The sequence below is a fragment of the Bacillus pumilus genome, from assembly GCF_038738535.1.
GTDB lineage: Bacteria > Bacillota > Bacilli > Bacillales > Bacillaceae > Bacillus.
On the sequence record NZ_CP046128.1, the window covers coordinates 837,262 to 860,221 of the forward strand.

Annotated in this window: 23 protein-coding genes, 1 rRNA gene and 2 pseudogenes; 18 read left to right on the plus strand and 8 right to left on the minus strand. The window is 43.2% G+C overall.

What is annotated here, in order from left to right:
• The first annotated feature begins 57 nt into the window (after positions 1–57).
• Complete coding sequence (locus tag GKC25_RS03955) at positions 58–531, plus strand: DinB family protein (protein ID WP_342689915.1); 474 nt, start codon at positions 58–60, stop codon at positions 529–531.
• 4 nt (positions 532–535) lie between these two features.
• Here GKC25_RS03955 and GKC25_RS03960 read toward each other — a convergent pair whose 3' ends face one another.
• From GKC25_RS03960 to GKC25_RS03970, 3 genes and pseudogenes are all read right to left on the minus strand, one after another.
• A complete protein-coding gene (locus GKC25_RS03960; RefSeq protein WP_060595810.1) occupies positions 536–958 on the minus strand; it encodes a regulatory YrvL family protein in 423 nt (140 codons plus the stop codon).
• A 67-nt stretch (positions 959–1,025) separates the two neighbouring features.
• Positions 1,026–2,181, minus strand: a pseudogene (locus GKC25_RS03965) (oxalate decarboxylase family bicupin).
• A gap of 94 nt (positions 2,182–2,275) precedes the next feature.
• Positions 2,276–2,440 carry a YvrJ family protein gene (locus tag GKC25_RS03970; RefSeq protein WP_073204399.1) on the minus strand — a complete coding sequence of 55 codons (165 nt, stop codon included), beginning with the start codon at positions 2,438–2,440 and terminating at the stop codon, positions 2,276–2,278.
• A gap of 166 nt (positions 2,441–2,606) precedes the next feature.
• On the opposite strand from GKC25_RS03970, the gene GKC25_RS03975 reads away from it, so the two are divergent.
• Together GKC25_RS03975 and rsoA are read left to right on the plus strand one after the other, a co-directional pair.
• Entirely contained in the window at positions 2,607–3,209 is a 603-nt protein-coding gene (locus GKC25_RS03975) for a sigma-70 family RNA polymerase sigma factor (RefSeq protein WP_034664990.1), read from the plus strand.
• On the plus strand, positions 3,157–3,378 hold the full coding sequence (gene rsoA, locus GKC25_RS03980; protein ID WP_172400684.1) for a sigma-O factor regulator RsoA: 222 nt from the start codon (positions 3,157–3,159) through the stop codon (positions 3,376–3,378). The genes GKC25_RS03975 and rsoA overlap by 53 nt, the downstream gene beginning before the upstream one ends.
• A 27-nt stretch (positions 3,379–3,405) precedes the next feature.
• On the opposite strand, the gene GKC25_RS03985 is transcribed toward rsoA, so the two are convergent.
• On the minus strand, positions 3,406–4,386 hold the full coding sequence (locus tag GKC25_RS03985; protein WP_034664985.1) for a metal-dependent hydrolase: 981 nt from the start codon (positions 4,384–4,386) through the stop codon (positions 3,406–3,408).
• A gap of 191 nt (positions 4,387–4,577) precedes the next feature.
• On the opposite strand from GKC25_RS03985, the gene mutY reads away from it, so the two are divergent.
• Positions 4,578–5,678, plus strand: a complete 1,101-nt coding sequence (gene mutY, locus GKC25_RS03990; RefSeq protein ID WP_034664981.1) for an A/G-specific adenine glycosylase — start codon at positions 4,578–4,580, stop codon at positions 5,676–5,678.
• Here mutY and GKC25_RS03995 read toward each other — a convergent pair.
• The gene (locus GKC25_RS03995) at positions 5,665–5,889 is read right to left on the minus strand and encodes a hypothetical protein (RefSeq protein ID WP_003217808.1); all 225 of its coding nucleotides are present in this window, start codon (positions 5,887–5,889) and stop codon (positions 5,665–5,667) included. The two genes, mutY and GKC25_RS03995, sit on opposite strands and share 14 nt — an antisense overlap.
• 81 nt (positions 5,890–5,970) lie before the next feature.
• Here GKC25_RS03995 and fabL point away from each other — a divergent pair, with 81 nt between their 5' ends.
• The 10 genes and pseudogenes from fabL to GKC25_RS04045 all read left to right on the plus strand — a co-directional run bounded on the left by fabL (position 5,971) and on the right by GKC25_RS04045 (position 15,640).
• Entirely contained in the window at positions 5,971–6,723 is a 753-nt protein-coding gene (fabL, locus tag GKC25_RS04000) for an enoyl-[acyl-carrier-protein] reductase FabL (RefSeq protein ID WP_024425211.1), read from the plus strand.
• 75 nt (positions 6,724–6,798) lie between these two features.
• Positions 6,799–6,948, plus strand: a pseudogene (locus tag GKC25_RS04005) (gamma-type small acid-soluble spore protein); the annotation flags it as partial.
• 174 nt (positions 6,949–7,122) lie between these two features.
• On the plus strand, positions 7,123–7,383 hold the full coding sequence (locus GKC25_RS04010) for a YgaB family protein (protein WP_034664977.1): 261 nt from the start codon (positions 7,123–7,125) through the stop codon (positions 7,381–7,383).
• Between the two features lie 147 nt (positions 7,384–7,530).
• Complete coding sequence (gene ntdP, locus GKC25_RS04015; RefSeq protein ID WP_024425209.1) at positions 7,531–8,061, plus strand: nucleoside tri-diphosphate phosphatase; 531 nt, start codon at positions 7,531–7,533, stop codon at positions 8,059–8,061.
• 94 nt (positions 8,062–8,155) lie between these two features.
• Positions 8,156–9,898, plus strand: a complete 1,743-nt coding sequence (locus tag GKC25_RS04020) for an ABC transporter ATP-binding protein (protein ID WP_034664974.1) — start codon at positions 8,156–8,158, stop codon at positions 9,896–9,898.
• A 112-nt stretch (positions 9,899–10,010) separates the two neighbouring features.
• Positions 10,011–11,033, plus strand: a complete 1,023-nt coding sequence (locus GKC25_RS04025; RefSeq protein ID WP_034664972.1) for an ABC transporter ATP-binding protein — start codon at positions 10,011–10,013, stop codon at positions 11,031–11,033.
• A complete protein-coding gene (locus tag GKC25_RS04030; RefSeq protein ID WP_095286109.1) occupies positions 11,002–11,979 on the plus strand; it encodes an ABC transporter ATP-binding protein in 978 nt (325 codons plus the stop codon). Before GKC25_RS04025 ends, GKC25_RS04030 begins: the two co-directional genes overlap by 32 nt.
• Positions 11,954–13,540 (plus strand): ABC transporter substrate-binding protein, encoded by a 1,587-nt coding sequence (locus tag GKC25_RS04035; RefSeq protein WP_034664966.1) that lies wholly within the window; start codon positions 11,954–11,956, stop codon positions 13,538–13,540. The genes GKC25_RS04030 and GKC25_RS04035 overlap by 26 nt, the downstream gene beginning before the upstream one ends.
• Positions 13,541–13,724: 184 nt before the next feature.
• Positions 13,725–14,726, plus strand: a complete 1,002-nt coding sequence (locus GKC25_RS04040; protein WP_034664965.1) for an ABC transporter permease — start codon at positions 13,725–13,727, stop codon at positions 14,724–14,726.
• A gap of 17 nt (positions 14,727–14,743) precedes the next feature.
• Positions 14,744–15,640 carry an ABC transporter permease gene (locus tag GKC25_RS04045; protein ID WP_034664963.1) on the plus strand — a complete coding sequence of 299 codons (897 nt, stop codon included), beginning with the start codon at positions 14,744–14,746 and terminating at the stop codon, positions 15,638–15,640.
• 31 nt (positions 15,641–15,671) lie between these two features.
• Here the strand turns inward: GKC25_RS04045 and GKC25_RS04050 are convergent, their stop codons facing one another.
• Positions 15,672–16,745 carry an FUSC family protein gene (locus GKC25_RS04050; protein ID WP_034664960.1) on the minus strand — a complete coding sequence of 358 codons (1,074 nt, stop codon included), beginning with the start codon at positions 16,743–16,745 and terminating at the stop codon, positions 15,672–15,674.
• A gap of 246 nt (positions 16,746–16,991) precedes the next feature.
• Positions 16,992–18,287: a glutamate-1-semialdehyde 2,1-aminomutase gene (locus tag GKC25_RS04055; RefSeq protein ID WP_034664957.1), complete on the minus strand. Its 1,296-nt coding sequence runs from the start codon at positions 18,285–18,287 to the stop codon at positions 16,992–16,994.
• A 129-nt stretch (positions 18,288–18,416) separates the two neighbouring features.
• On the opposite strand from GKC25_RS04055, the gene bcp reads away from it, so the two are divergent.
• Together bcp and perR are read left to right on the plus strand one after the other, a co-directional pair.
• The gene (gene bcp, locus GKC25_RS04060) at positions 18,417–18,884 is read left to right on the plus strand and encodes a thioredoxin-dependent thiol peroxidase (protein ID WP_034664955.1); all 468 of its coding nucleotides are present in this window, start codon (positions 18,417–18,419) and stop codon (positions 18,882–18,884) included.
• A 157-nt stretch (positions 18,885–19,041) separates the two neighbouring features.
• Complete coding sequence (gene perR / locus GKC25_RS04065; protein ID WP_012009347.1) at positions 19,042–19,479, plus strand: peroxide-responsive transcriptional repressor PerR; 438 nt, start codon at positions 19,042–19,044, stop codon at positions 19,477–19,479.
• 34 nt (positions 19,480–19,513) lie between these two features.
• Here the strand turns inward: perR and GKC25_RS04070 are convergent, their stop codons facing one another.
• On the minus strand, positions 19,514–19,861 hold the full coding sequence (locus GKC25_RS04070; RefSeq protein WP_003217804.1) for a YgzB family protein: 348 nt from the start codon (positions 19,859–19,861) through the stop codon (positions 19,514–19,516).
• Positions 19,862–20,050: 189 nt separating this feature from the next.
• Here GKC25_RS04070 and GKC25_RS04075 point away from each other — a divergent pair, with 189 nt between their 5' ends.
• The gene (locus GKC25_RS04075) at positions 20,051–20,929 is read left to right on the plus strand and encodes a nucleotidyltransferase-like protein (protein WP_187704414.1); all 879 of its coding nucleotides are present in this window, start codon (positions 20,051–20,053) and stop codon (positions 20,927–20,929) included.
• Between the two features lie 318 nt (positions 20,930–21,247).
• Positions 21,248–22,796: ribosomal RNA gene (locus GKC25_RS04080) — 16S ribosomal RNA — on the plus strand.
• The last annotated feature ends 164 nt before the right edge of the window (positions 22,797–22,960 follow it).

Below are 22,960 nucleotides of genomic sequence, written 5' to 3' on the forward strand. Positions count from 1 at the left end.
TATCTTTCTCAAAATTGATACAATCAACATAAAAGCATGAGAATGGGGGAAAACCATTTGACGTTAAACAAAGAATCCATTACTGATCATTATGAACACACCCTTGAATGGGTACAGTCACTAGTGGAAATAACAGACGAAGAATGGCGCAGAGGCATCGCTGATGGAAAGTGGAGCATTGCTGAGATCATCGCACATTTCGTTCCGTGGGATGAATTTATTTTACACGATCGCCTAAAGGAATTTTGGAACAATCGTCCATTATCTAAGGCACCTGATGTGCATGAAATGAATCGGCAGTCAGCCAAAAGGGCGAGGCACGAAGAGAGAAGCGAGACGATTGGACGATTTATTACTGTCAGAACAGAATTGCTTCAAGAAATAAAGAAAATCGAAGCATCTCGCTGGAATACATGTTTTTTTATCGGTCAATCCGAGCTGACGTTATCAAGTTATTTTCAAGGACTGATTGATCACGACATCCATCATATGAAGCAGATCAAAGAAGCGCTCTCTCCAGAAAGACGATAGAGAGTCACGAAGCTTCTTTCTCAAACGGAAACGTCGCATAATCAAACAAAAAATGAAACAACCAAAGACTAAGGGCAAAAAGAATTTCCTCAGAAGTAGACAGCCAAATGCCGTCAACCAATTCGTCTGATAAATAAACAGCACCCCAAATAAACAAAAGGTGAAATAAAATGGCATAGAAAACGATGGATCGTTTTTTAGACCGGCACTTTCGAACAAACTGCATGAGCACGTGCTCCAGATGTTCAAAAGATATCCCGAGTACAACATAGATGCCCATAAACAGTAGCAGCGATAAAATTGATTGATAAAAAGCACCCGTCAAATGAAAGAACAGCACACAAAACAACAAAAATATGTAACAGACAACCGATATCGCCATCAGCCACTTCACCCCTTGCCATAAAGCGTGAACAGATTGCTGCATGGATAAACAACACTCCTTTACATGAAGATACCTGCAAAAAGGACAGCCTTTTTGCAGGAAGGTGGAATTAATCCTCTTTTTTAGGTGCAGCGATGACAGGGTGTTTTTCAGTATCAAGCAATTTCAAGAATTCTTCACCTTGATCTAAATGATCAAGAACAAGCTGTTTCGGTGTGACTGCAAGCCACTGATTGAGTGAGATATCTGCATAATGGTCGCTCTTGAAGATTTCTAAGAAATAAAGCGGTTCGTCGCCTGTATTTTCTACATAATGCCCCATCGCAAATGGCACATAGCCAACGTCTCCCGCCTGATAGTTGAAGGTTCTCGCATGTCCATCAGAAGCAAATACCGTCATTCGAGCTTTTCCAGAAATGAAATATTGCCATTCATCTGTATTTGGATGCCAGTGCAGCTCACGAATGGCACCTGGATCAACTTTCACAAGAGCAGAGGCAATCGTTTTAGAAGCTTTGAAATTGGTAGAATCCGCAATCCACACTTGTCCACCGCTTGACGTAATCGGCTCTTGCTTTAACAACTCATATTTAAAGGAATTCGGGACTTCCCCTTGCTCTGTTTTCACCTTGTCACACTCAAGGGAACCAGGAATTCCTTTTTGGAAAATATACTTCTCTTTCTCTGGCAGTTTCTCAAATTGCTCCTTTGTCATTCCAAAGTTTTGGAGCACAACTTCCTCTGGCGTATGGGCAAGCCAATCAGTCACTTGGAACGTACTATTTTCAGAGAAGGAACCATCATCAAACACAAGCAAGAATTCAGCTCCCGGTTCAAGTGCTTGAATAGAGTGCGGCAAGCCTGAAGGGAAGTACCACAAATCACCCTCGGTCACATCCTCTGTAAAATTTCGCCCCTCTGCATCAACTGATGTAATCCGGGCTTCCCCATAAATCATGTATGCCCATTCCGCTTCCTTATGCCAGTGCAGCTCACGAATCGCACCAGGCTTTAGCCGCATATTGACAGAGGCAAGGCTTTTAGAGATTGGCAGTTCACGTACCGTTGGCATAGCCGCCTTTTTCTAAACGGTTGTGCGTATCAGAAAAAGAATATTTCATGTTGGGAACCGTTCCATGATCGGTTTCCGGTGGCGTGAGCATATCTGGGTTTTGTCTGTCCCGCTCGAGATTACGTGGAATTTTGACCGTTGCTCCTTTTTCTCCTCGAATCGGCTGCGGTACACCATTTTGCTTTTCACTCATGATAAAATCCCCTTTCAACATCGTATTGTGTGAGGTGACAAAAGGCCTTTCATTTCGCCCTCGTTTTCATAAGGTGAAACGAATCAAGCAGATGTCAATCTGATTCATCATTTTTTTGAGCAGCGACTAATCGTTGGATGAGTTTGCTTAATTCATCAAACTTTCGTTCAAAGCGTGTCAGCAAGTAAACCGTCAAAATGGCAGGGAAGCCAGCCTGACCGAGCTGCTTCAGCCACTCCTCCGAAAAAAAGGTCTCCATTTGTCTCACCTCCCAGCGGATGTTCGTCTTCTATATAGGTGGTCTGAAAGAAGAAAAAGGAAAGCAGAGGAGGAGAAAATGAACCATTAGACCCGTTTCACAAAGTTTACTTTTTTTAACTTTTGTCCACTTAATGCAAGTAGAGGGAACAAAGGGGAGGATGCACATGGATTATCGGCTGTTATTGAAAGCAAAATGGAAGGAAATCGTTGATCACCCGCTCATTCAGCAATTTTTAAGCAACCCTAAAAACCAGCAGCTGCTCCGGCAAGTCATGGAAGAGCCAAACGAAGAAAATGCGAAAAAACTAGATTCCGAGTTCAAGCAGTTTTATCAAAAAATCCGCATCATCAAGTATATCTCCACAATGATACGCATCTTTTCAGTCGACTTTGACAAACGAGTAAAAAAGAAGCAGCAGCGTTTTCCGCTCATACTCGATCATCCTGATCAACAAGAAGTGAAAGATCCTGTTCAAACAGATACGTATGAAGCCGTGCTCTTCAACCAGCAAGACTTAGGAGAGCACCTGCAAGACAAAACATTGTACAAGGCCTACCAGCAGCTCACAGACAAACAAAAAATGGTCTTAACCCAAATCTATGTCGAAGGCCAAACGATGAAGGAAATAGCTGATCAGTCAGGCGAATCAAGACAAAATATCTCAAACATTCACAAAAAAGCACTCAACAAACTAAAAGAAGAAACAGGGGGAGATGTCCGTGAACGAAGACAAAATCACCAATGGAGAAATGGAAGAACTCATTGAAACTTTCACACCCATGATCAAAAAGAAACTACAAAACACGGCATATCAAGAAAGAGAAGACCTCGAACAAGAACTCTATATCAAACTCATCGAAAAAGTAGACCGGCTGATTTACCAAGAGGGACCTGGGTTTTGGGAGTTTATTGTGGAATATATGACGAAGTTGTAAGAGATGTAAACACAAAAAAAGACTCGCTCACACAGAGCCGAGTCTTAATTTTTTTTGCAGTTTTTCTTCACTGAAAATCCAGCCGGTATAGGAATTTTTGATTTGGTGGTCCATGTCGATATGGCAGATCGCGACAAAAGGATAGTGACCTTTGCTGCGGTAGCGCAAATCAATGAACCGCACCTCATAATGATCCTTGTATTTATCCACTTCCCACCGGTAGACAGGGGAGAAGGAGAGAAAGGCTGAAATGTTTTCATCTTGCTTGGCAATTTTCATAATTTCAGTATCCGGGACCGGCACACGGTTAAAGGTGTCTAAAATGACGACCTCTCCATTCATGCTGCGCCCAACATGGAAAGAAGATTTACATTTCACAGCAATACGCCATTGTCTAAACTTCATTGTAGGCGAAATAATAATGTCTTCAATTTCATCGAATTGTGCACGCAGCTGATGTTTAATCTGAAGCTGCATGATCACCCTGACGATATAGTAACAGAAAATCACGGCATACAGCGAGATGAACGTATAGCCGGGATGACCGCCAATGGCCCAAACGACAATGGCGACAAGGTGTGTAAAAAAGATGAAAGGATCAAACGTGTTAATGATCCCAAGCGCTACCCATTTCTTTGAAAATGGACGAATGGCCTGTGTGCCGTATGCATTGAAAATATCGACAAACACATGGAGCACAACGGCTAATAGAGTCCATAACCACAGATGAAGTAAATCCGCCCCCGGCACAAATGGGAAAATCACAGCCGGTATCAGTATTGACCAGAACAGTACAGCTGGAATGGAATGTGTAAATCCTCTGTGATTTCTTATATAAACCGCATTATTTTTTAGTTTTAGCACAGTATCAATGTCTGGTGCTTGGGAGCCGGCAATGGTCGCGAGCATCACGGCATGTGCCATGTGTGGATCTGCGCTGACGGCTGGATCTAAAAGTGCAAGTCCCCCAAGAGAAATGCCCATTACTACATGAGTACCAGTATCCAATTGATTACCTCCTAGTTGTCATGCTTAGGAACAATCATACAAAGTATACGTCTTCTTTCAAGACTTTGTGCAAAATCACTTTTGCTTTGTCCTGATTTAATGTAACATGTTAACGTATCTACAAACAGTATACAACAAATAAGGTTCTTTTCAGAACGTTAGCCCTCGGTTCAATGAGAAGGAGTATAGATATGAAAGACATTCAAGAAAAGCTGGACCGCAAAGATATTGCGGGCTTTCAGCATGATTTAATTGATTGGTATGAAAAAGAACAACGGACACTGCCATGGCGTGAAAATCAGGATCCATACCGCGTCTGGGTATCAGAAGTGATGCTTCAGCAAACGAGAGTGGATACGGTCATTCCGTACTTCAACCGGTTTATGGAGCAATTCCCGACGGTGAAGGATCTCGCTTTAGCTGATGAAGAAAAGGTCATGAAAGCATGGGAAGGTCTTGGCTACTACTCAAGAGTTCGTAATTTACAGGCAGCTGTGAAAGAAGTATATGAATCCTACAGGGGCGTTGTCCCTGATTCGAAAGAGCAGTTTTCAAAGCTTAAAGGTGTAGGTCCGTATACGAGCGGTGCAGTGCTGAGTATCGCCTATAACAAGCCGTACCCTGCGGTAGACGGCAACGTCATGAGGGTCATTTCCCGTATTTTGTCTGTATGGGATGATATAGCAAAACCAAAAACGAGAAATATTTTCGAGTTTGCGGTCGATCAGCTCATTTCCCGGGAAAAGCCTTCAGAATTCAATCAAGGGCTGATGGAGCTTGGTGCGCTCATTTGCACCCCAACATCCCCTGCCTGCCTCATTTGCCCTGTGAACATGCATTGCTCGGCACTAGAGGAAGGCGTTCAGCATGAGCTCCCAGTGAAAAGCAAAAAGAAAAAGCCGACTGCAAAATCAATGGCAGCAGCGGTGTTATTTGATGATGCAGGCAACCTATATATTCATAAACGGCCAAGTACAGGCCTTCTTGCGAATTTATGGGAATTCCCTAACATGGAAACCATGAAGGGAAGAAAAACGGAAAAAGAGCAGTTAATTGATTTCTTAAAAGAGGAGGCAGGTGTACAAGCGGAGCTTGGTGATTTAGAAGGCACCATTCAGCATGTATTTACCCACCTCATCTGGAATATTTCTGTTTTCTTTGGACGAGTTACCTCTGTATCTGATGACACGATGCTGAAAAAAGTCACAACAGAGGAATTTGAGGCGTATGCTTTGCCAGTCTCACACCAAAAAATTTGGAAGCTGGCACTTGAAGAGCCTAGTCGTATTTAACCGTTGTACCATGAGTATAATCAGCTTCATTTCTATGCAGACCCCCGCGGTCTTCGATTTCAGAAATGATTTCTCGATACTTAGATTGCCCTTCTTCGTTCAAATAAGGTAAGATTTGTTGGAAAGCATGATGAAAGTAAGCAAGCTCAGTATCTTTCCATTGATCCTTGGACATCATGCCAAGCTGGCTTAAATCGCGTCCGACATACATGAATGTAACCTCCTAATAGGAACTTTCCTATTAGTGTGAAGCGAATGAACGAAAACTATTCAAATCAGGAGATGAACCATAATGAGTCAACGTAAATGTGCATTAATTACAGGCAGCAGCAGAGGAGTAGGGAAAGAAGTAGCCCTTCGCCTGGCTGAAAAAGGATATGACATTGTCATTAACTATGCGAGAAGCAAAAAAGCCGCACTTGAAACAGCGGAAGAAATTGAAGCGATGGGCGTCAAAACATTGGTCGTGAAAGCCAATGTAGGCCAGCCTGAGAAAATCAAAGATATGTTTCAGCAAATCGATGAAACCTTTGGCCGTTTAGACGTATTTGTCAACAATGCGGCGTCTGGCGTTCAGCGCCCAATCATGGACCTTGAAGAAAACCATTGGGACTGGACAATGAATATCAATGCGAAGGCTTTGTTATTCTGCGGACAAGAAGCGGCGAAATTAATGGAGAAAAATGGCGGCGGACATATCGTCAGCATTAGCTCACTAGGCTCCATCCGCTACCTTGAAAATTACACAGTAGTCGGCGTGTCAAAAGCCGCACTAGAAGCTTTGACACGTTACCTTTCTGTTGAGCTGTCACAAAAAAATATCGTCGTCAACGCCGTATCTGGCGGCGCGATCGATACAGATGCGCTCAAGCACTTCCCGAACCGTGAAGAGCTGTTAGAAGATGCAAAGAAAAACACACCTGCCGGCCGAATGGTGGAAATTAAAGACATGGTCGACAGCGTGGAGTTCCTTGTATCAGGCAAGGCAGACATGATTAGAGGACAGACCATTATTGTGGATGGCGGACGTTCTTTGCTAGTTTAAAAAAATCATGAATAGGATGTACACCTTCTGCACAAATTAATGTGCGTGGAGGTGATAATGATGGATCAACAACAAAACAAAACAAACGCACAACAAGTGAAGAAACAAAACCAAGCTTCTGCACAAGGCGGTCAATTTGGTACTGAATTTGCTAGCGAGACTGACGTACAGCAAGTAAAAAAATACAACCAAAAAGCTGAGCAAAACAAACAACAAAACAGCTAATCACTGAAACAGAGGAAAGCACTTCATATACGAATGAAGTGCTTTTCTTTTTGCCTCTCACCACCATCCGACAAAACCTGTAAAACCTCTACATAAACAGTCAAAGGATTTCCTCGTTCTTTCAAGAAATGGTATACAGACAAAAAGTGGATTCGAATAAAAGGGAGGAGTTAGATGTCTGATTTCGATCAGCTTGTCAAAGAACAAATGCAGCTCATGGATCAGCTGCTCGATGTCCAGGGAGAACTCGATCTATGCTTAGAAACAGAAAAACAATTGCTGCAGGATGAAAAAAAAGAAGAGTGGACCAGGCTTCATGATCAAATCAAACAGAAACGGGAGGAACTGCAAAAAGTCCAAACCTTATTTACAAAACAGACAGAAGAGGTCATCAATTCATACAAGCAGATGGAAAAGAGTTCAACCGTGATGTAAGACAGTGTGCCGTTCAATTGGGTTGAATGGCTTTTTCATTTCATTTTTTAACTATGTAACGGTATAATATAATAGAGACATGTTTAGTTGGGAAATTAGGTCTTTGGACTGTTAGGTTTGTTTGTTATAGAAAGTAGGGGAGAAAATATGGGCTATCCCAAGGAAGGAGAAACCATCCAAATTCAAAGCTATAAACACAATGGCTTGATCCACAGGATTTGGAATGAAACCACCATTCTGAAAGCAACGGAATTGTGTATCATTGGTGCAAACGACCGTACAATGGTGACTGAATCCGACGGCCGTACTTGGATGACGAGAGAACCGGCTATTTGCTATTTCCATGCAAAACAATGGTTTAATGTAATTGGGATGCTTAGAGATGATGGGGTATATTATTACTGCAACATCAGCTCTCCTTTTGCGACAGATGATGAGGCAATTAAGTATATTGATTACGATTTAGATGTCAAAGTCTTTCCAGACATGACGTACAATATTTTGGATGAGGATGAATATGCAGATCATAAGAGGCAGATGAATTATCCAAAGGAAATCGATAGTATCTTAAGAGAGCATCTGAATACATTATTGCATTGGATTCACCAGCGGAAAGGTCCGTTTGCTCCTGAATTTGTGGATATGTGGTATGAACGTTTTTTACATTATACAAAATAAGCAAGAGCAGCAAAAACCTGTTTGGCTTTTTAGGCTAACAGGTTTTTGACTGCGTACGGATAAGAGGCACTGATAGATTGGGAAGGAGATTTACATGGGGGTCATTAAACGCTACATGGCTTTTGTTACACCGTATAAAAAACAGATTGCATTGACAATGGTCATCGGGATGATCAAGTTCTCGATTCCCTTAACATTGCCTCTGCTTTTAAAGTATGTCATTGATGATGTCATTCAAGGCTCGGGGTCGGCTGAAGAAAAGACATCATCTCTATTGATCATTATGGGAATCATGCTCGTCTTATTTTTAGTGATGAGACCGCCTGTTGAATACTATAGACAATACTACGCACAGTGGACAGGCAGTAAGGTATTATTTGATATTCGGGAAAAGCTGTTCTCGCATATTCAAAAGCTCAGTCTTCGTTATTATGCCAACACGAGAACTGGGGAAATTATTTCAAGGGTCATCAACGATGTGGAGCAGACAAAGGAGTTTGTCATCACAGGTCTTATGAACATTTGGCTTGATTTGATGACCGTGCTGATCGTGATCGCCATTATGTGTACACTGGACATCAAGCTCACCATCGTGTCTGTCATCATTTTTCCGCTATATGCGTTTGCTGTGAAGTATTTTTACGGCAGGCTTCGCAAGCTGACAAAAGAGCGGTCGCAGGCGCTGGCTGAGGTGCAAGGGCATCTGCATGAGCGGGTACAAGGTATGCCAGTCATTCGGAGCTTTGCCATTGAAGAATATGAACAAGAGAATTTTCATGATGAAAACAAAAATTTCTTAAACAAAGCGATCAACCATACGAATTGGAACGCTAAAACATTTGCCGTCGTCAATACCATTACTGATATTGCACCGCTATTGATCATTGCATTTGCTGGCTACACCGTAATTAATGGATCACTTTCGATCGGGACCATGATTGCCTTTGTCGGCTATATTGACCGGATGTACAACCCGATTCGCCGTCTCATTAACTCATCCACGACTTTAACCCAGTCAGTGGCGTCAATGGATCGTATCTTTGAATTTATTGATGAGCCGTATGAGGTCACAGATCGGCCGAATGCAAAAGAAGCCGATCATTTAAAAGGAGAGGTCGAATTTAAAAATGTGTCGTTTCGTTATGAACACACGCAGGAAGAGATTCTGCACAATATCTCCTTGAAAGTAGAAAAAGGACAAACGGTTGCGCTTGTAGGAATGAGCGGTGGAGGGAAGTCGACACTCGTCAGCTTAATTCCAAGGTTTTATGATGTCACAAACGGGTCACTTGAAATTGACGGCATCGATATAAAAGAGTACAAAGCAAGAAGCCTTCGAAATCAAGTCGGAATGGTGCTGCAGGATACATTCTTATTCAGTGACACGATTAAAGAAAATATTGCTGTTGGAGATCCAGAAGCATCTTTTGAAAAAATTGTTTCGGCTGCAAAAGCGGCAAATGCCCATGATTTTATTATGTCTCTTCCTGAAGGATATGACACGAAGGTAGGAGAACGGGGCGTGAAGCTGTCAGGCGGTCAAAAACAACGAATTTCTATTGCAAGGGTCTTTCTAAAAAATCCACCGCTTTTGATTTTAGATGAAGCGACGTCTGCACTTGATTTAGAAAGTGAACATTACATTCAAGAAGCGATGCAAAAGCTAGCGAAGGACCGCACAACCTTTATTGTCGCGCACCGCTTATCAACAATTACACATGCTGACCTCATTGTCGTCATGGAACAAGGCGAAATTGTGGAAAAAGGAACACACGAAGAATTAATGAACCGAGACAGCCACTATCGCCATCTATTTACCATTCAAACATTAAATTAGTAGAAGCCTATCCGATTCTAGCGGATAGGCTTTTTTATGCTTGTCAAAAACATGACATATTTCCCAGCTTGTCTCAATACAATTTTAAAAAGTATGACGGGGTGGTGAATATGTGAAAGAACAAGACGTGCTGCTAGATGTCAAACAGCTGTCCATTGCGTTTCAGCAAAAAAAGCAAAAAGTACCCATCGTCCATCACATATCGTTCTCGATTCAAAAAGGAGAAACCTTAGGAATTGTTGGCGAATCTGGCTGCGGGAAAAGTATCACATCTATGTCATTAATGGGATTGAACCAGCAAACAGACACAACGGGTAAAGTCCAATTCGAAGGGCAAAACCTGCTGTCGCTTTCAGAAAAACAGTGGCGAGAGATAAGAGGAAATGACATTTCGATGATTTTCCAAGAGCCAATGACCTCTCTGAACCCATTAATGACCATCGGCAAACAAATGACGGAAGCCCTTTTCACACATCAAGCAATCGGTCAAAAAGAAGCAAAAGCAAAGGCGGTTGATCTGCTTCAGACAGTTGGATTGAAGCAAGCCGAATCGTTGCTTAAAAAATACCCGCATGAATTATCAGGCGGCATGCGCCAGCGTGTCATGATTGCGATGGCGATGCTTTGTCACCCAAAGCTCATGATCGCAGATGAACCGACAACTGCACTTGATGTGACCATCCAAGCGCAAATCCTTCGCCTGCTCAAAAAGCTAAACGAAGAGATGGACACCGCTATTTTATTTATAACCCATGATCTAGGCGTCGTGCGGCAAATATGCCAGCGAGTCATGATTATGTATGCCGGTCGAATTGTAGAAGAAGGAACCGTTGACCGTATTTTTCAAAAACCTCTGCATCCCTACACAAAAGGTCTTTTCGCCTCAGTTCCATCATTTAAAGAGAAAAAAGAAAAGCTCATCTCTATTACAGGTCATGTACCTAAGCCGGGAACCATTCGATCCGGCTGTCAATTTGCACCACGCTGTCCTTATCAAATGGCGCAATGTCTTGAAGAAGATCCAGTTTTACAATCCATTGAACAGGACCACCGCGTGGCATGCTTTCTAATGGAAGGAGGAGAAGACACTGAGTCGCCCACTCTTGCAAGTGAATCAGCTGACAAAACGGTATGACACAGCCGCTTTTTTTTCTAAACACAAACATTCGACTCTGGCTTTAAATCAAGTGTCCTTTCACGTGAAGGAGGGGGAAACGCTTGGCATTGTCGGTGAATCGGGCTGCGGGAAATCAACACTTGGCAAAAGCTTAATGAGATTGACTGAACCGACGTCAGGCTCTATTCAACTGAAAGGGCAAGAAGTCACTCTTTTGAAAGAAAGAGAGATGCGTTCTTTAAGAAAAGACATTCAAATGATTTTCCAAGATCCATACGCTTCATTAAATCCACGAATGAAAATCAAAGATATTTTAGAGGAACCGCTCATTGTTCATAAACATGGGACGAAAGCAGATAGACGAAAGCGGGTCAAAGAGATGCTGCACATTGTCGGATTTGATCCTTCCTACGGGGAACGTTATGCGCACCAATTCAGCGGCGGACAAAGGCAGCGTATTGGTATCGCTAGAGCACTCATTACCCATCCAAGTCTTGTCATTGCCGATGAACCCGTTTCGGCTTTAGATGTATCCGTTCAAGCACAAATTTTGAATTTGATGCTTGAATTGCAAAAGACGCTTTCTCTGACGTATCTGTTTATTTCTCACGATCTTGGTGTTGTCAGGTATATGAGCGACCGAATCGCAGTGATGTATGCTGGCCGAATTGTCGAGATGGGGCCTGCCGAAGACGTGTTTCACAGCCCGCTTCATCCTTATACGTCGCTGCTTCTGAAATCCATTCCACATATGGACCACGTGCTGGAGACGCAAGATGTGTCAGCAGAAGAGTCCACAATGACGATAGAAGGCGGCTGTCCTTTCTACAAAAGGTGTCCAAAAAGGTGGGAGAAATGCCTAAAAGCAGTCCCTGCTTTGTATGAGGAGGAACCGGGGCACGCAGCGGCGTGTTACTTATATCAAAAGGAGGAACACAATGAAGAAGACATGGTTGTTCAGTAGTTTCATTTTTGTGCTGGCACTTGCACTGTTTTTGGGGGGATGCTCGTCCGCACCGTCATCAGAAGAAAAAGCAACAAAAGACACCCTCGTATTTGGCAGAGGAGGAGACTCCACTTCACTAGATCCGATCACAACGACAGAAGGCGAAACCTTCAAGGTCACAGAGAATATGTTTGAAAAGCTACTGAATTATGGTGAGAAAGACACGACCATCCATCCTGGTCTCGCAACAGACTGGGATGTTGCAAAGGACGGAAAATCATACACATTCTACTTAAGAGAAGGTGTGAAATTTCACGATGGCACAGACTTTAACGCAGAAGCAGTGAAATTCAACTTTGACCGCTGGATGAATGGTGATGCAGAAAAATTTCCTTACTATGGCATGTTTGGCGGCTATAAAAAAGATAAAGGACATGTGATTAAAGACATCATCGTCAAAGGAGAGCATGAAGTTGAATTTCAGCTAAAGCGCCCGCAGGCGACATTCCTTAAAAACATTGCTATGTCACCGTTTGGCATCGCAAGTCCTGCGGCTGTTGAAAAAAGCGGTGATTCTTTTCGTGAGAATCCAGTGGGAACAGGACCATTCAAGTTTAAAGAGTGGAAGCAAAACGACCGTATCGTGTTAGAAAAGAACGAAGATTACTGGCAGAAGGATAAACCAAAACTGAATCAAATCATCTTCCGCTCTATTCCAGAAAACTCGGCTCGTTTAAATGCCCTGAAAACAGGTGAGATCGATTTGATGGATGGCGTGAATCCGTCAGATTTAGATGGCATTAAAACTGATAAAGCACTCCAGCTTATTGAAAGACCATCAATGAACGTAGGCTATATCGGACTGACCGTCACAAGAAAGCCGCTTGATAACAAGCTCGTTCGTCAGGCACTCAATTACGCGGTCGATAAAGAATCCATCATTGAGTCATTTTATGGCGGACTTGCCGAGCCAGCAAAAAACCCTCTTCCCCCAGCTTTAGAAGGCTACAATGACGACATTGATCCATATCCGTATGATCCAGAAAAAGCGAAGGAACTTTTGAAAGAAGCGGGTTTTCCTGACGGCTTTCGCATCAAGCTTTGGGCGATGCCTGTACCGCGTCCATATATGCCAGATGGGATGAAGATAGCAGAAGTCATTCAATCAAACTTTGAAAAGGTCGGCGTCAAAGCAGAAATTGTGACATATGACTGGGCGACCTATTTAGATAAGGCAAGTAAAGGGGAAGCAGATGTGTTCTTATTAGGCTGGACAGGGGACAATGGCGATCCTGATAATTTCATCTACACACTTTTGGACAAAGACAGCATTGGCGGCAACAACTATACATTCTTCGAAAACGATAAAATGCACGACATCCTCATTGAAGCGCAAACAGACACAGATCAAAAGAAACGAAATGAGTTGTATAAAAAAGCGCAAGAAATCATTCATGATGAAGCACCTTGGATTCCATTGGTGCATTCGATCCCAATGCTTGCAGCATCTAATGATTTAAAAGGCTATCAGCCGCATCCAACTGGTTCAGAAGCTTTAAATGACGTGTATTTCGAATAAGCAAATAAGGGAGATCTTGTATCTCCCTTACAGCGTGTAGACAAACCCTCGCATTCGGTGTCAGTCCTGCGTTCCGGTGCTCACGAATGTCAAATTCGCTTCGCGCTAGTACTCGTCCTTCCTAGACTGCAAAGGTTTTCTATCACGCTGAAAAGAAGACAAAGAAAAAGGCGGTGAAAGCTGTTTGTTTGCTTATTGTATGAAGCGGGCAGGAATGCTCATCCCAGTACTGATTGGAATGACATTGGTCGTGTTTTCAATTATTCGGTTTATTCCAGGGAATCCAGCACAGGTCATCTTAGGACAGCGGGCAACGAAAGAGGCAGTAGAACAATTAACCATCCAGCTCGGTTTAAACCAGCCTTGGTATGTTCAATACGGACATTACATGCTGGGTCTTTTAAAAGGGGACTTAGGGACTTCGATACGAACAGGAGCGGCTATTGCCCAGGAAATGAAGCCTTACTTATTTGCGACGTTAGAATTGACCTTTTTTGCCATGGTGCTGGCGATTGTTGTGGGAGTGAATGCCGGAATCATTAGTGCTTGGTTTAAGCATTCCATCTTTGATTATGTCGCAATGTTTATTGCACTCATTGGAGTGTCTATGCCGATTTTCTGGTTAGGCTTAATGGGGCAGTGGCTGTTCTCGATCGAATTAGGTATTTTGCCGACGACGGGCCGAGAAAACGTAAGGAATCCAGTGGAGTCGATCACGTATATTCATACGCTGGACACGCTTTTGCAAGGCCGGTTTGATCAATTCACTGACAGCATCAAGCATTTGGTATTACCAAGTACAGCTCTTGCGACAATTCCTGCTGCGATTATTGCAAGGATTACAAGGGCAAGTATGCTGGAAGTACTTCATTCAGACTTTATTCGAACCGCAAAAGCAAAAGGGGTACGTTCATTTTTCATCATTTATCAGCATGGCCTGAAAAATGCGCTTATTCCGATCTTGACGATTATTGGTCTTCAAACAGGCCTCTTACTTGGCGGAGCCATTTTAACAGAGACCATTTTTGCTTGGCCGGGAATTGGCCGATATATATATGACGCCATCAGTTATCGTGATTATCCAGTCATTCAAACTGGCATTCTCGTCGTTGCGCTGATATTTGTCCTGATCAATTTCATCGTGGACATCTTGTATGCAGTCATTGATCCTAGGATTAAATATTAGGGAAGGAGAGTGACAACATGGAAGCACAAAAAGAGCTTGAACCACCTCAACCAAAAGAAGAACGCTCTCAATCATTGATTCTTGAATCGATGAAGCAGTTCTTTCAGCACAAGCTGGCGGTCATTGGCAGTGTGATTGTCTTTTTATTTCTTATCCTAGCGATATTCGCACCACTCATTGCTCCTTATAGCATCAATGAACAATCTCTTGGTGAGCGATTTAGCGCCCCTTCAGCTGCGCACTGGTTTGGTACGGATGATTTCGGCAGAGATATATTTTCAAGAGTTGTGCATGGAGCGCGGATTTCCTTATGGGTTGGTTTCTTCTCGGTTCTCGGATCTGTCATTTTAGGCACACTGCTTGGATTGATAGCAGGCTATGGCGGAAGAGTGCTAGATGCTGTGATCTCGAGATTGTTTGATATTTTACTCGCTTTTCCTAGTATTCTACTAGCGATTGCGATCGTCTCCATCTTAGGCCCCTCCTTACAAAATGCCCTTATTGCCATTGCGATTATTAATGTCCCAACCTTTGGACGGCTCGTTCGTTCAAAAGTGCTGAGTATTAAACAAGAAGAATACGTGCTGGCAGCAAAGGCGGTTGGGATGTCACACCGCCGCATCGTGCTGCGTCACATTCTGCCAAATAGTATGGTGCCAGTCATCGTACAGGCGACGCTTGCGATCGGAACGGCGATTATCGAGGCAGCGGCTTTAGGCTTTTTAGGATTGGGTGCACAGGCACCAAGCCCAGAGTGGGGGAAAATGCTCGCCGATGCGAGACCTTATCTCGTTCAAGCCCCCTGGACATTAATTTTCCCAGGGGCAGCGATCATGCTGACAGTTTTGGGCTTTAACCTGATGGGAGATGGATTAAGAGACACACTGGATCCTAAAATGAAGAAAATAAAATAAGACCGATTCTAGGAATCGGTCTTTTCTCATTTTATGCTTCTTTTTCATCTGTCTCAATTTCACTGTCTTTTGGGTGATACGTCTGGAAGCTTGTAATCAATGTATCTAAATGCTCTAGTTCATCACGGTATTCGATGATGCTGGACATGACATTCAGCATATTGTAATCGAGCAAGTCGTTTTCTTGGTTTTGCTGATGCTGGATAAATGATTTCGTTAACGTTTCAAGGCGAAGAGAGCATTCATTTTGAAATTCATCGTCCTGCGGCTTCATTTTTCCGACAAACTTCATCAAGGTCCGCTCATGCCAATACAGTAAATAATCAATCTCATCCGTTAAGCTTTCCCGGAAATGCTCTGGCATCAAATGAATCTCATTTTCTAATTTATGAAGCTTTTTCAGCAAGTACAGAGCACGATTCGATGTCATAATTGCCTGTCTGAACAAAACGAGCTTTCTTGATTTTACATAGGTTGTTTTCTTTAAATAGCTTCGTTCCTCTTTGTATAACAAGTAAATGTGATCTAATTTGATCATGCGTTCTTTTATTTGATCGATGTCATCCTTTAAAGTGGAATGATCAGTAGACTGTCTGGAGCTCAGACGGATCCATTTTAAAATCTCCTCCGTATTTTCCATAATGTGATGAACAAGCTTTGTTTCATACTTTGGCGGCAGGAAGATTAAATTCACTAAAAATGAAGAAAGAACTCCTAACACCACAGTAGCTGTTCGAATTAAGGCAAAGGAAAGGAAATGATCCCCAGCACTTTCTAAAATCGCAATGACGGTTACAAGTGCAATTGGAATCGTGTGTTCAATCTTCAGCTTTAAATTAATGGCGATGACCATGACGGCGGTTAAACCGATAATGACTGGCCCAGTGCCAAAAAGCAGACCGAACGTAATGGCAAGTGCTGCTCCAATAATATTGGCTTGCACTTGATCAACAATCGTTAAAAAAGATCGATAAATAGATGGCTGGATAGCAAATACAGCTGCAATTCCCGCGAAGACGGGCGTTGGCAACCCAAGCCATGTTGCCAGGTAAAGCGCGAGTACAATGGCAATACCAGTTTTTAAAATACGGGCTCCAAGTTTCATTGGTTTTGTCCCTGCATTCCTTTCTTTTTGATAATAGATGATCACTCGTCATTTATTATAAATATTTTGATGAACAACTAAGTAATATACAGCGGTCTTCCGAAATATTCAAGTGATTTTTGAAAGTTCATGAAAACATCAAAAGAAGGTATTGAGAAGAAATGTAACAGATTTGCACGCTTTTGACAAACAAGAGCTGATAAATAAAAAAACAGGCGCATTTTTTTACGCCTGTTTTTGACCCTATTATGATTGTTTTAACTGTTCAAACGCATGATCTACTGCTTGCAGCGTCTCAGAAATATCTTTTTCAGTATGTGCGATCGTTAAGAACCAAGCTTCATATTTAGAAGGAGCGAGGTTAATCCCTTGAGAAAGCATTAATTTGAAGAAGCGGGCGAACATTTCGCCATCCGTATTTTCCGCCTGTTCATAGTTTACAATGGTTTCTTTTGTGAAATAAATCGTGAGAGCCCCTTTTAAGCGGTTCACCGTAATATCTACTTGATGTTTTTTTGCATGGGCTAAAATGCCTTCTTCTAGCATAGCGCCAAGCTGATCAAGGCGCTCGTAAACACCATCTTGTTTTAACACTTCCAAGCATGCAATACCAGAAAGAATGGATGCAGGATTTCCTGCCATCGTGCCAGCTTGATAGGCTGGTCCAAGAGGAGCGACTTGCTCCATAATTTCTTTTTTACCGCCGTAAGCACCGATCGGAAGACCGCCGCCAATGATTTTTCCTAATGCAGTGAGGTCAGGTTTTACTTGAAGCAAGTCCTGTGCTCCTCCGTACATAAAGCGGAAAGCTGTAATCACTTCATCATAGATCACAAGTGCGCCCTTTTCATGAGTGAGGTCATTGACCTGCTGCAAGAAGCCGTCCTTAGGCTCCACGATGCCGAAGTTCCCGACAATTGGCTCGACAAGGACAGCTGCGACTTCATCGCCCCATCGATCCAATGCTTCTTTGTAGCTGTCAATATCATTAAATGGAACGGTAATGACTTCATTGGCGATGCTCTTTGGTACGCCTGCTGAATCAGGGGTTCCTAAAGTGGAAGGACCAGAGCCAGCTGCCACAAGCACAAGATCAGAGTGCCCGTGATAGCATCCGGCAAACTTAATGATCTTTGTTCTGCCTGTATATGCGCGCGCGACACGAATCGTTGTCATCACCGCTTCAGTACCTGAATTGACAAAACGAACTTTGTCCAAAGCAGGCATGGCTTCCTTCAGCATTTTAGCAAAAGTGACTTCATGCTTCGTTGGCGTTCCGTAAAGGACACCTGTTTCAGCCGCTTTTGTAATAGCTTTTGTAATATGCGGGTGGGCATGTCCTGTAATAATTGGACCGTATGCTGCTAGGTAATCGATATAGCGGTTTCCATCAACATCCCAAAAATAAGCGCCTTCTCCTCTTTCCATAGCCACGGGTGAACCGCCGCCTACTGCCTTATATGAACGAGAGGGACTGTTGACACCTCCAACGATATGCTCCAGCGCCTCTTGATGTAATTTTTCTGATTCTGTGAATTTCATAAATAGCCTCCTATCTCAACGTATCACGTCGTCTATCATTATTTTAACATGCCGATGCAAGCGTACTTAGTTGAATATCCTCTCAAAATTGGATAGGCTAATTAAAAAATAGGTTGGAGGGATTGTGTCATGACAATCGAAATAGGCCAGCAAGTACCTGAAATCGAATTAACCGGTGACAACGGGGAGAAAGTAAAGCTTTCTGACTTTAAAGGAAAACATATTGTCCTTTATTTCTATCCAAAAGATATGACACCAGGCTGTACAACAGAAGCATGTGATTTCCGCGACCGCCATCAAAGCTTTGCAGAATTAGATGCTGTCATTATCGGCGTAAGCCCAGACAGTCAGGACAAGCACCAAAAGTTTAAAGAAAAACATGATTTACCGTTCCTGCTTCTTGTAGACGATGAACAGAAATTGTCTGAAGCCTTTGGGGTATGGAAGCTGAAAAAGAACTTTGGCAAAGAATACATGGGCATTGAACGTTCAACGTTTCTTATTAATAAAGAAGGAACGCTTGTGAAAGAATGGCGAAAAGTCAAGGTGAAAGACCACGTAGAAGAAGCGCTTGAGGAACTGAAAGCTCACGCTTAATATCATCACAGGATGAGATCGGCAGACATGCCGGTCTTTTTTGTGAAGAAGAATAGGTAAAAAAGAGGATTGTAATTGACAAAGATTCGGCTCTGGGGGTACACTATTTATAAAGATTATAATATAAGAATATTTTTGAAGAGAGGTGCATGATGAAATGGCTGCTCACGAACTAAAAGACGCTTTAGATGCTTTAAAAGAAACCGGTGTTCGAATTACTCCGCAGCGCCATGCCATCTTGGAGTTTCTCGTAAATTCTATGACTCACCCAACCGCGGACGATATATATAAAGCACTTGAAGGAAAATTTCCAAACATGAGTGTCGCAACGGTTTACAACAATTTACGAGTCTTCCGGGAATCTGGATTAGTAAAGGAATTAACGTACGGTGATTCCTCAAGCCGATTTGATTTTGCGACATCTGACCATTACCATGCGATTTGTGAAAACTGCGGAAAAATAGTGGACTTTCATTATCCTGGCCTTGATGAAGTTGAACAGCTTGCATCCCATGTGACGGGCTTTAAAGTCAGTCATCATCGCTTGGAGATCTATGGAACTTGTCAAGAATGTGCGAAAAAAGAAAATCATTAATGAAAAAGCTGACCGGTTAAATGGTCAGCTTTTTTTATGACTTTTTTCGATTGTAGGATTCATCAAACTCTTTGCCTTCTAATGCTGGATCGAGTGTAAGCGGCTCTCTGCAATGCATGCACATATCCACCCGCCCAAGCACTTTTGTTTCCTTCTCACAGCCTGGACAAACAACACGCACTGCCTTTGTAGAAAGCATACCGATCCAAAAGTAAACCACTGTACTCAATCCGATCGATAAGACGCCGAGCAGCATAAAGAAAGTCGACAGCCAAATCGATTCCTTGAAGAACACACCGATATACATGATCAGAAAGCCAACAAAAACCAAACTAAGTGCAAATGTTCTGATTTTATTAATTTTACTGGAGTATTTCGCCATCCCTAGTCCCCCTTGTCTCCAATATAGCACATTTTACCTTTCCGTTTGAATTAGTTATAGAGTTTTGTGAATAAATTGCTTATAATGATTCAATGATCTTTTTTCTTGTATTGAAGGAATTTTGATTCTATGAGGAGAAATACATAGCATTAGAGAAGAACTTTACACCCGAGTATTGGAGGAATCACTATGGAAAATCTTCTCCGTCCTATTTATCAAGAGAGAGCAAGCCATCCAGACACATTAGCTGTGATTATAGTAGAAAGAAGACACAAAGTATCTTCTGAGACGGATAACTTTGATGCAGCACTTCTAGTCATTGTAAAAGAAGCGGAAGAGCCGTTATTTATCAAGCACTATGAATCCGATCACCAAACAGCTTCTTTAAATGTTGTCACAGATGATCAGCTGAAGGAATGGATTACCCTCGGCACTAACCGCCGAATCATTGATTGGATTTTGAATGGGAAAGTCCTATTTGATCGAAATGAATATATTTTCAACTTGATTGATGAACTGAGTACATTCCCCTTTTCAAACCGCAAACTTAAAATCGGTTTAGAATACGGCAAGCTCATTCGCAGATATATAGAAGGAAAAGCATTTTTTGAGTCAAATCAATTCCTTGATGCATATAATTCAATTGTGCATGCTCTGCATCATTTGGCACGTATTGAAGTGATCGATAAAGGCTTCCACCCAGAAGTGACGGTTTGGAATCAGGTGCGTCATATGGAACCGGAAGTATATAAACTTTATTCAGAACTCATTGAAAGCCACGAAAGTCTGCATAAGCGTTTGGAACTTTTATTTTTAGCAAATGATTTTTTGATCCATTCAAAAGCAGAAATTGGTGCCGCTCATTTGCGTCATGTCATGGAACAGCAAGATATATGGCTTTTTGGCGAGCTTCTCGCGCATCCTGATCTCAAGTATTTCACGTCTGACCTTAGCGTCATGATTGATTTCTTTGTGGAAAAAGGAATTGTTCAAGTGGAGCCGATTGAGACAAAGGGACAAAAAATCTATCATCGAGGATATTTTGTGAAAAAAGATATTGACGTATGAATATTATGATGGTATATTATTATACGTCGCTAACGAGCAACCAAGTTGCTTTGAAAGAAAAGCTGACAAAAAGAAATTCTAAAAAACACTTGACGCACACAGCGCCGAAATGTTATATTGAGAAAGTCGCCTCTGAGCGACAATGAAGATGATCTTTGAAAACTAAACAAGACAAAACGTACCTGTTAATTCGAGTTTTTATAAAAAAATCCTATGATACATCATAGGTAGTCAGTCAAACACTGACGAGGCAGGAAATGATCACATGCTAAGTTCGCTACATCGTGTAGCAACGCATGTGTGATATGCATCCTGCATACCTCGGAGAGTTTGATCCTGGCTCAGGACGAACGCTGGCGGCGTGCCTAATACATGCAAGTCGAGCGGACAGAAGGGAGCTTGCTCCCGGATGTTAGCGGCGGACGGGTGAGTAACACGTGGGTAACCTGCCTGTAAGACTGGGATAACTCCGGGAAACCGGAGCTAATACCGGATAGTTCCTTGAACCGCATGGTTCAAGGATGAAAGACGGTTTCGGCTGTCACTTACAGATGGACCCGCGGCGCATTAGCTAGTTGGTGGGGTAATGGCTCACCAAGGCGACGATGCGTAGCCGACCTGAGAGGGTGATCGGCCACACTGGGACTGAGACACGGCCCAGACTCCTACGGGAGGCAGCAGTAGGGAATCTTCCGCAATGGACGAAAGTCTGACGGAGCAACGCCGCGTGAGTGATGAAGGTTTTCGGATCGTAAAGCTCTGTTGTTAGGGAAGAACAAGTGCGAGAGTAACTGCTCGCACCTTGACGGTACCTAACCAGAAAGCCACGGCTAACTACGTGCCAGCAGCCGCGGTAATACGTAGGTGGCAAGCGTTGTCCGGAATTATTGGGCGTAAAGGGCTCGCAGGCGGTTTCTTAAGTCTGATGTGAAAGCCCCCGGCTCAACCGGGGAGGGTCATTGGAAACTGGGAAACTTGAGTGCAGAAGAGGAGAGTGGAATTCCACGTGTAGCGGTGAAATGCGTAGAGATGTGGAGGAACACCAGTGGCGAAGGCGACTCTCTGGTCTGTAACTGACGCTGAGGAGCGAAAGCGTGGGGAGCGAACAGGATTAGATACCCTGGTAGTCCACGCCGTAAACGATGAGTGCTAAGTGTTAGGGGGTTTCCGCCCCTTAGTGCTGCAGCTAACGCATTAAGCACTCCGCCTGGGGAGTACGGTCGCAAGACTGAAACTCAAAGGAATTGACGGGGGCCCGCACAAGCGGTGGAGCATGTGGTTTAATTCGAAGCAACGCGAAGAACCTTACCAGGTCTTGACATCCTCTGACAACCCTAGAGATAGGGCTTTCCCTTCGGGGACAGAGTGACAGGTGGTGCATGGTTGTCGTCAGCTCGTGTCGTGAGATGTTGGGTTAAGTCCCGCAACGAGCGCAACCCTTGATCTTAGTTGCCAGCATTTAGTTGGGCACTCTAAGGTGACTGCCGGTGACAAACCGGAGGAAGGTGGGGATGACGTCAAATCATCATGCCCCTTATGACCTGGGCTACACACGTGCTACAATGGACAGAACAAAGGGCTGCGAGACCGCAAGGTTTAGCCAATCCCATAAATCTGTTCTCAGTTCGGATCGCAGTCTGCAACTCGACTGCGTGAAGCTGGAATCGCTAGTAATCGCGGATCAGCATGCCGCGGTGAATACGTTCCCGGGCCTTGTACACACCGCCCGTCACACCACGAGAGTTTGCAACACCCGAAGTCGGTGAGGTAACCTTTATGGAGCCAGCCGCCGAAGGTGGGGCAGATGATTGGGGTGAAGTCGTAACAAGGTAGCCGTATCGGAAGGTGCGGCTGGATCACCTCCTTTCTAAGGATATATGGAGCAGTGTGCGTTTTCGTCTTGTTTAGTTTTGAAGGATCATTCCTTCAAGATATGTCTCTAGCGAGACAGGATTGTTCTTTGAAAACTAGATAACAATAAGTAATACATTCACATTGAATGCAATGCAAAGTTCATCACACATAGTGATT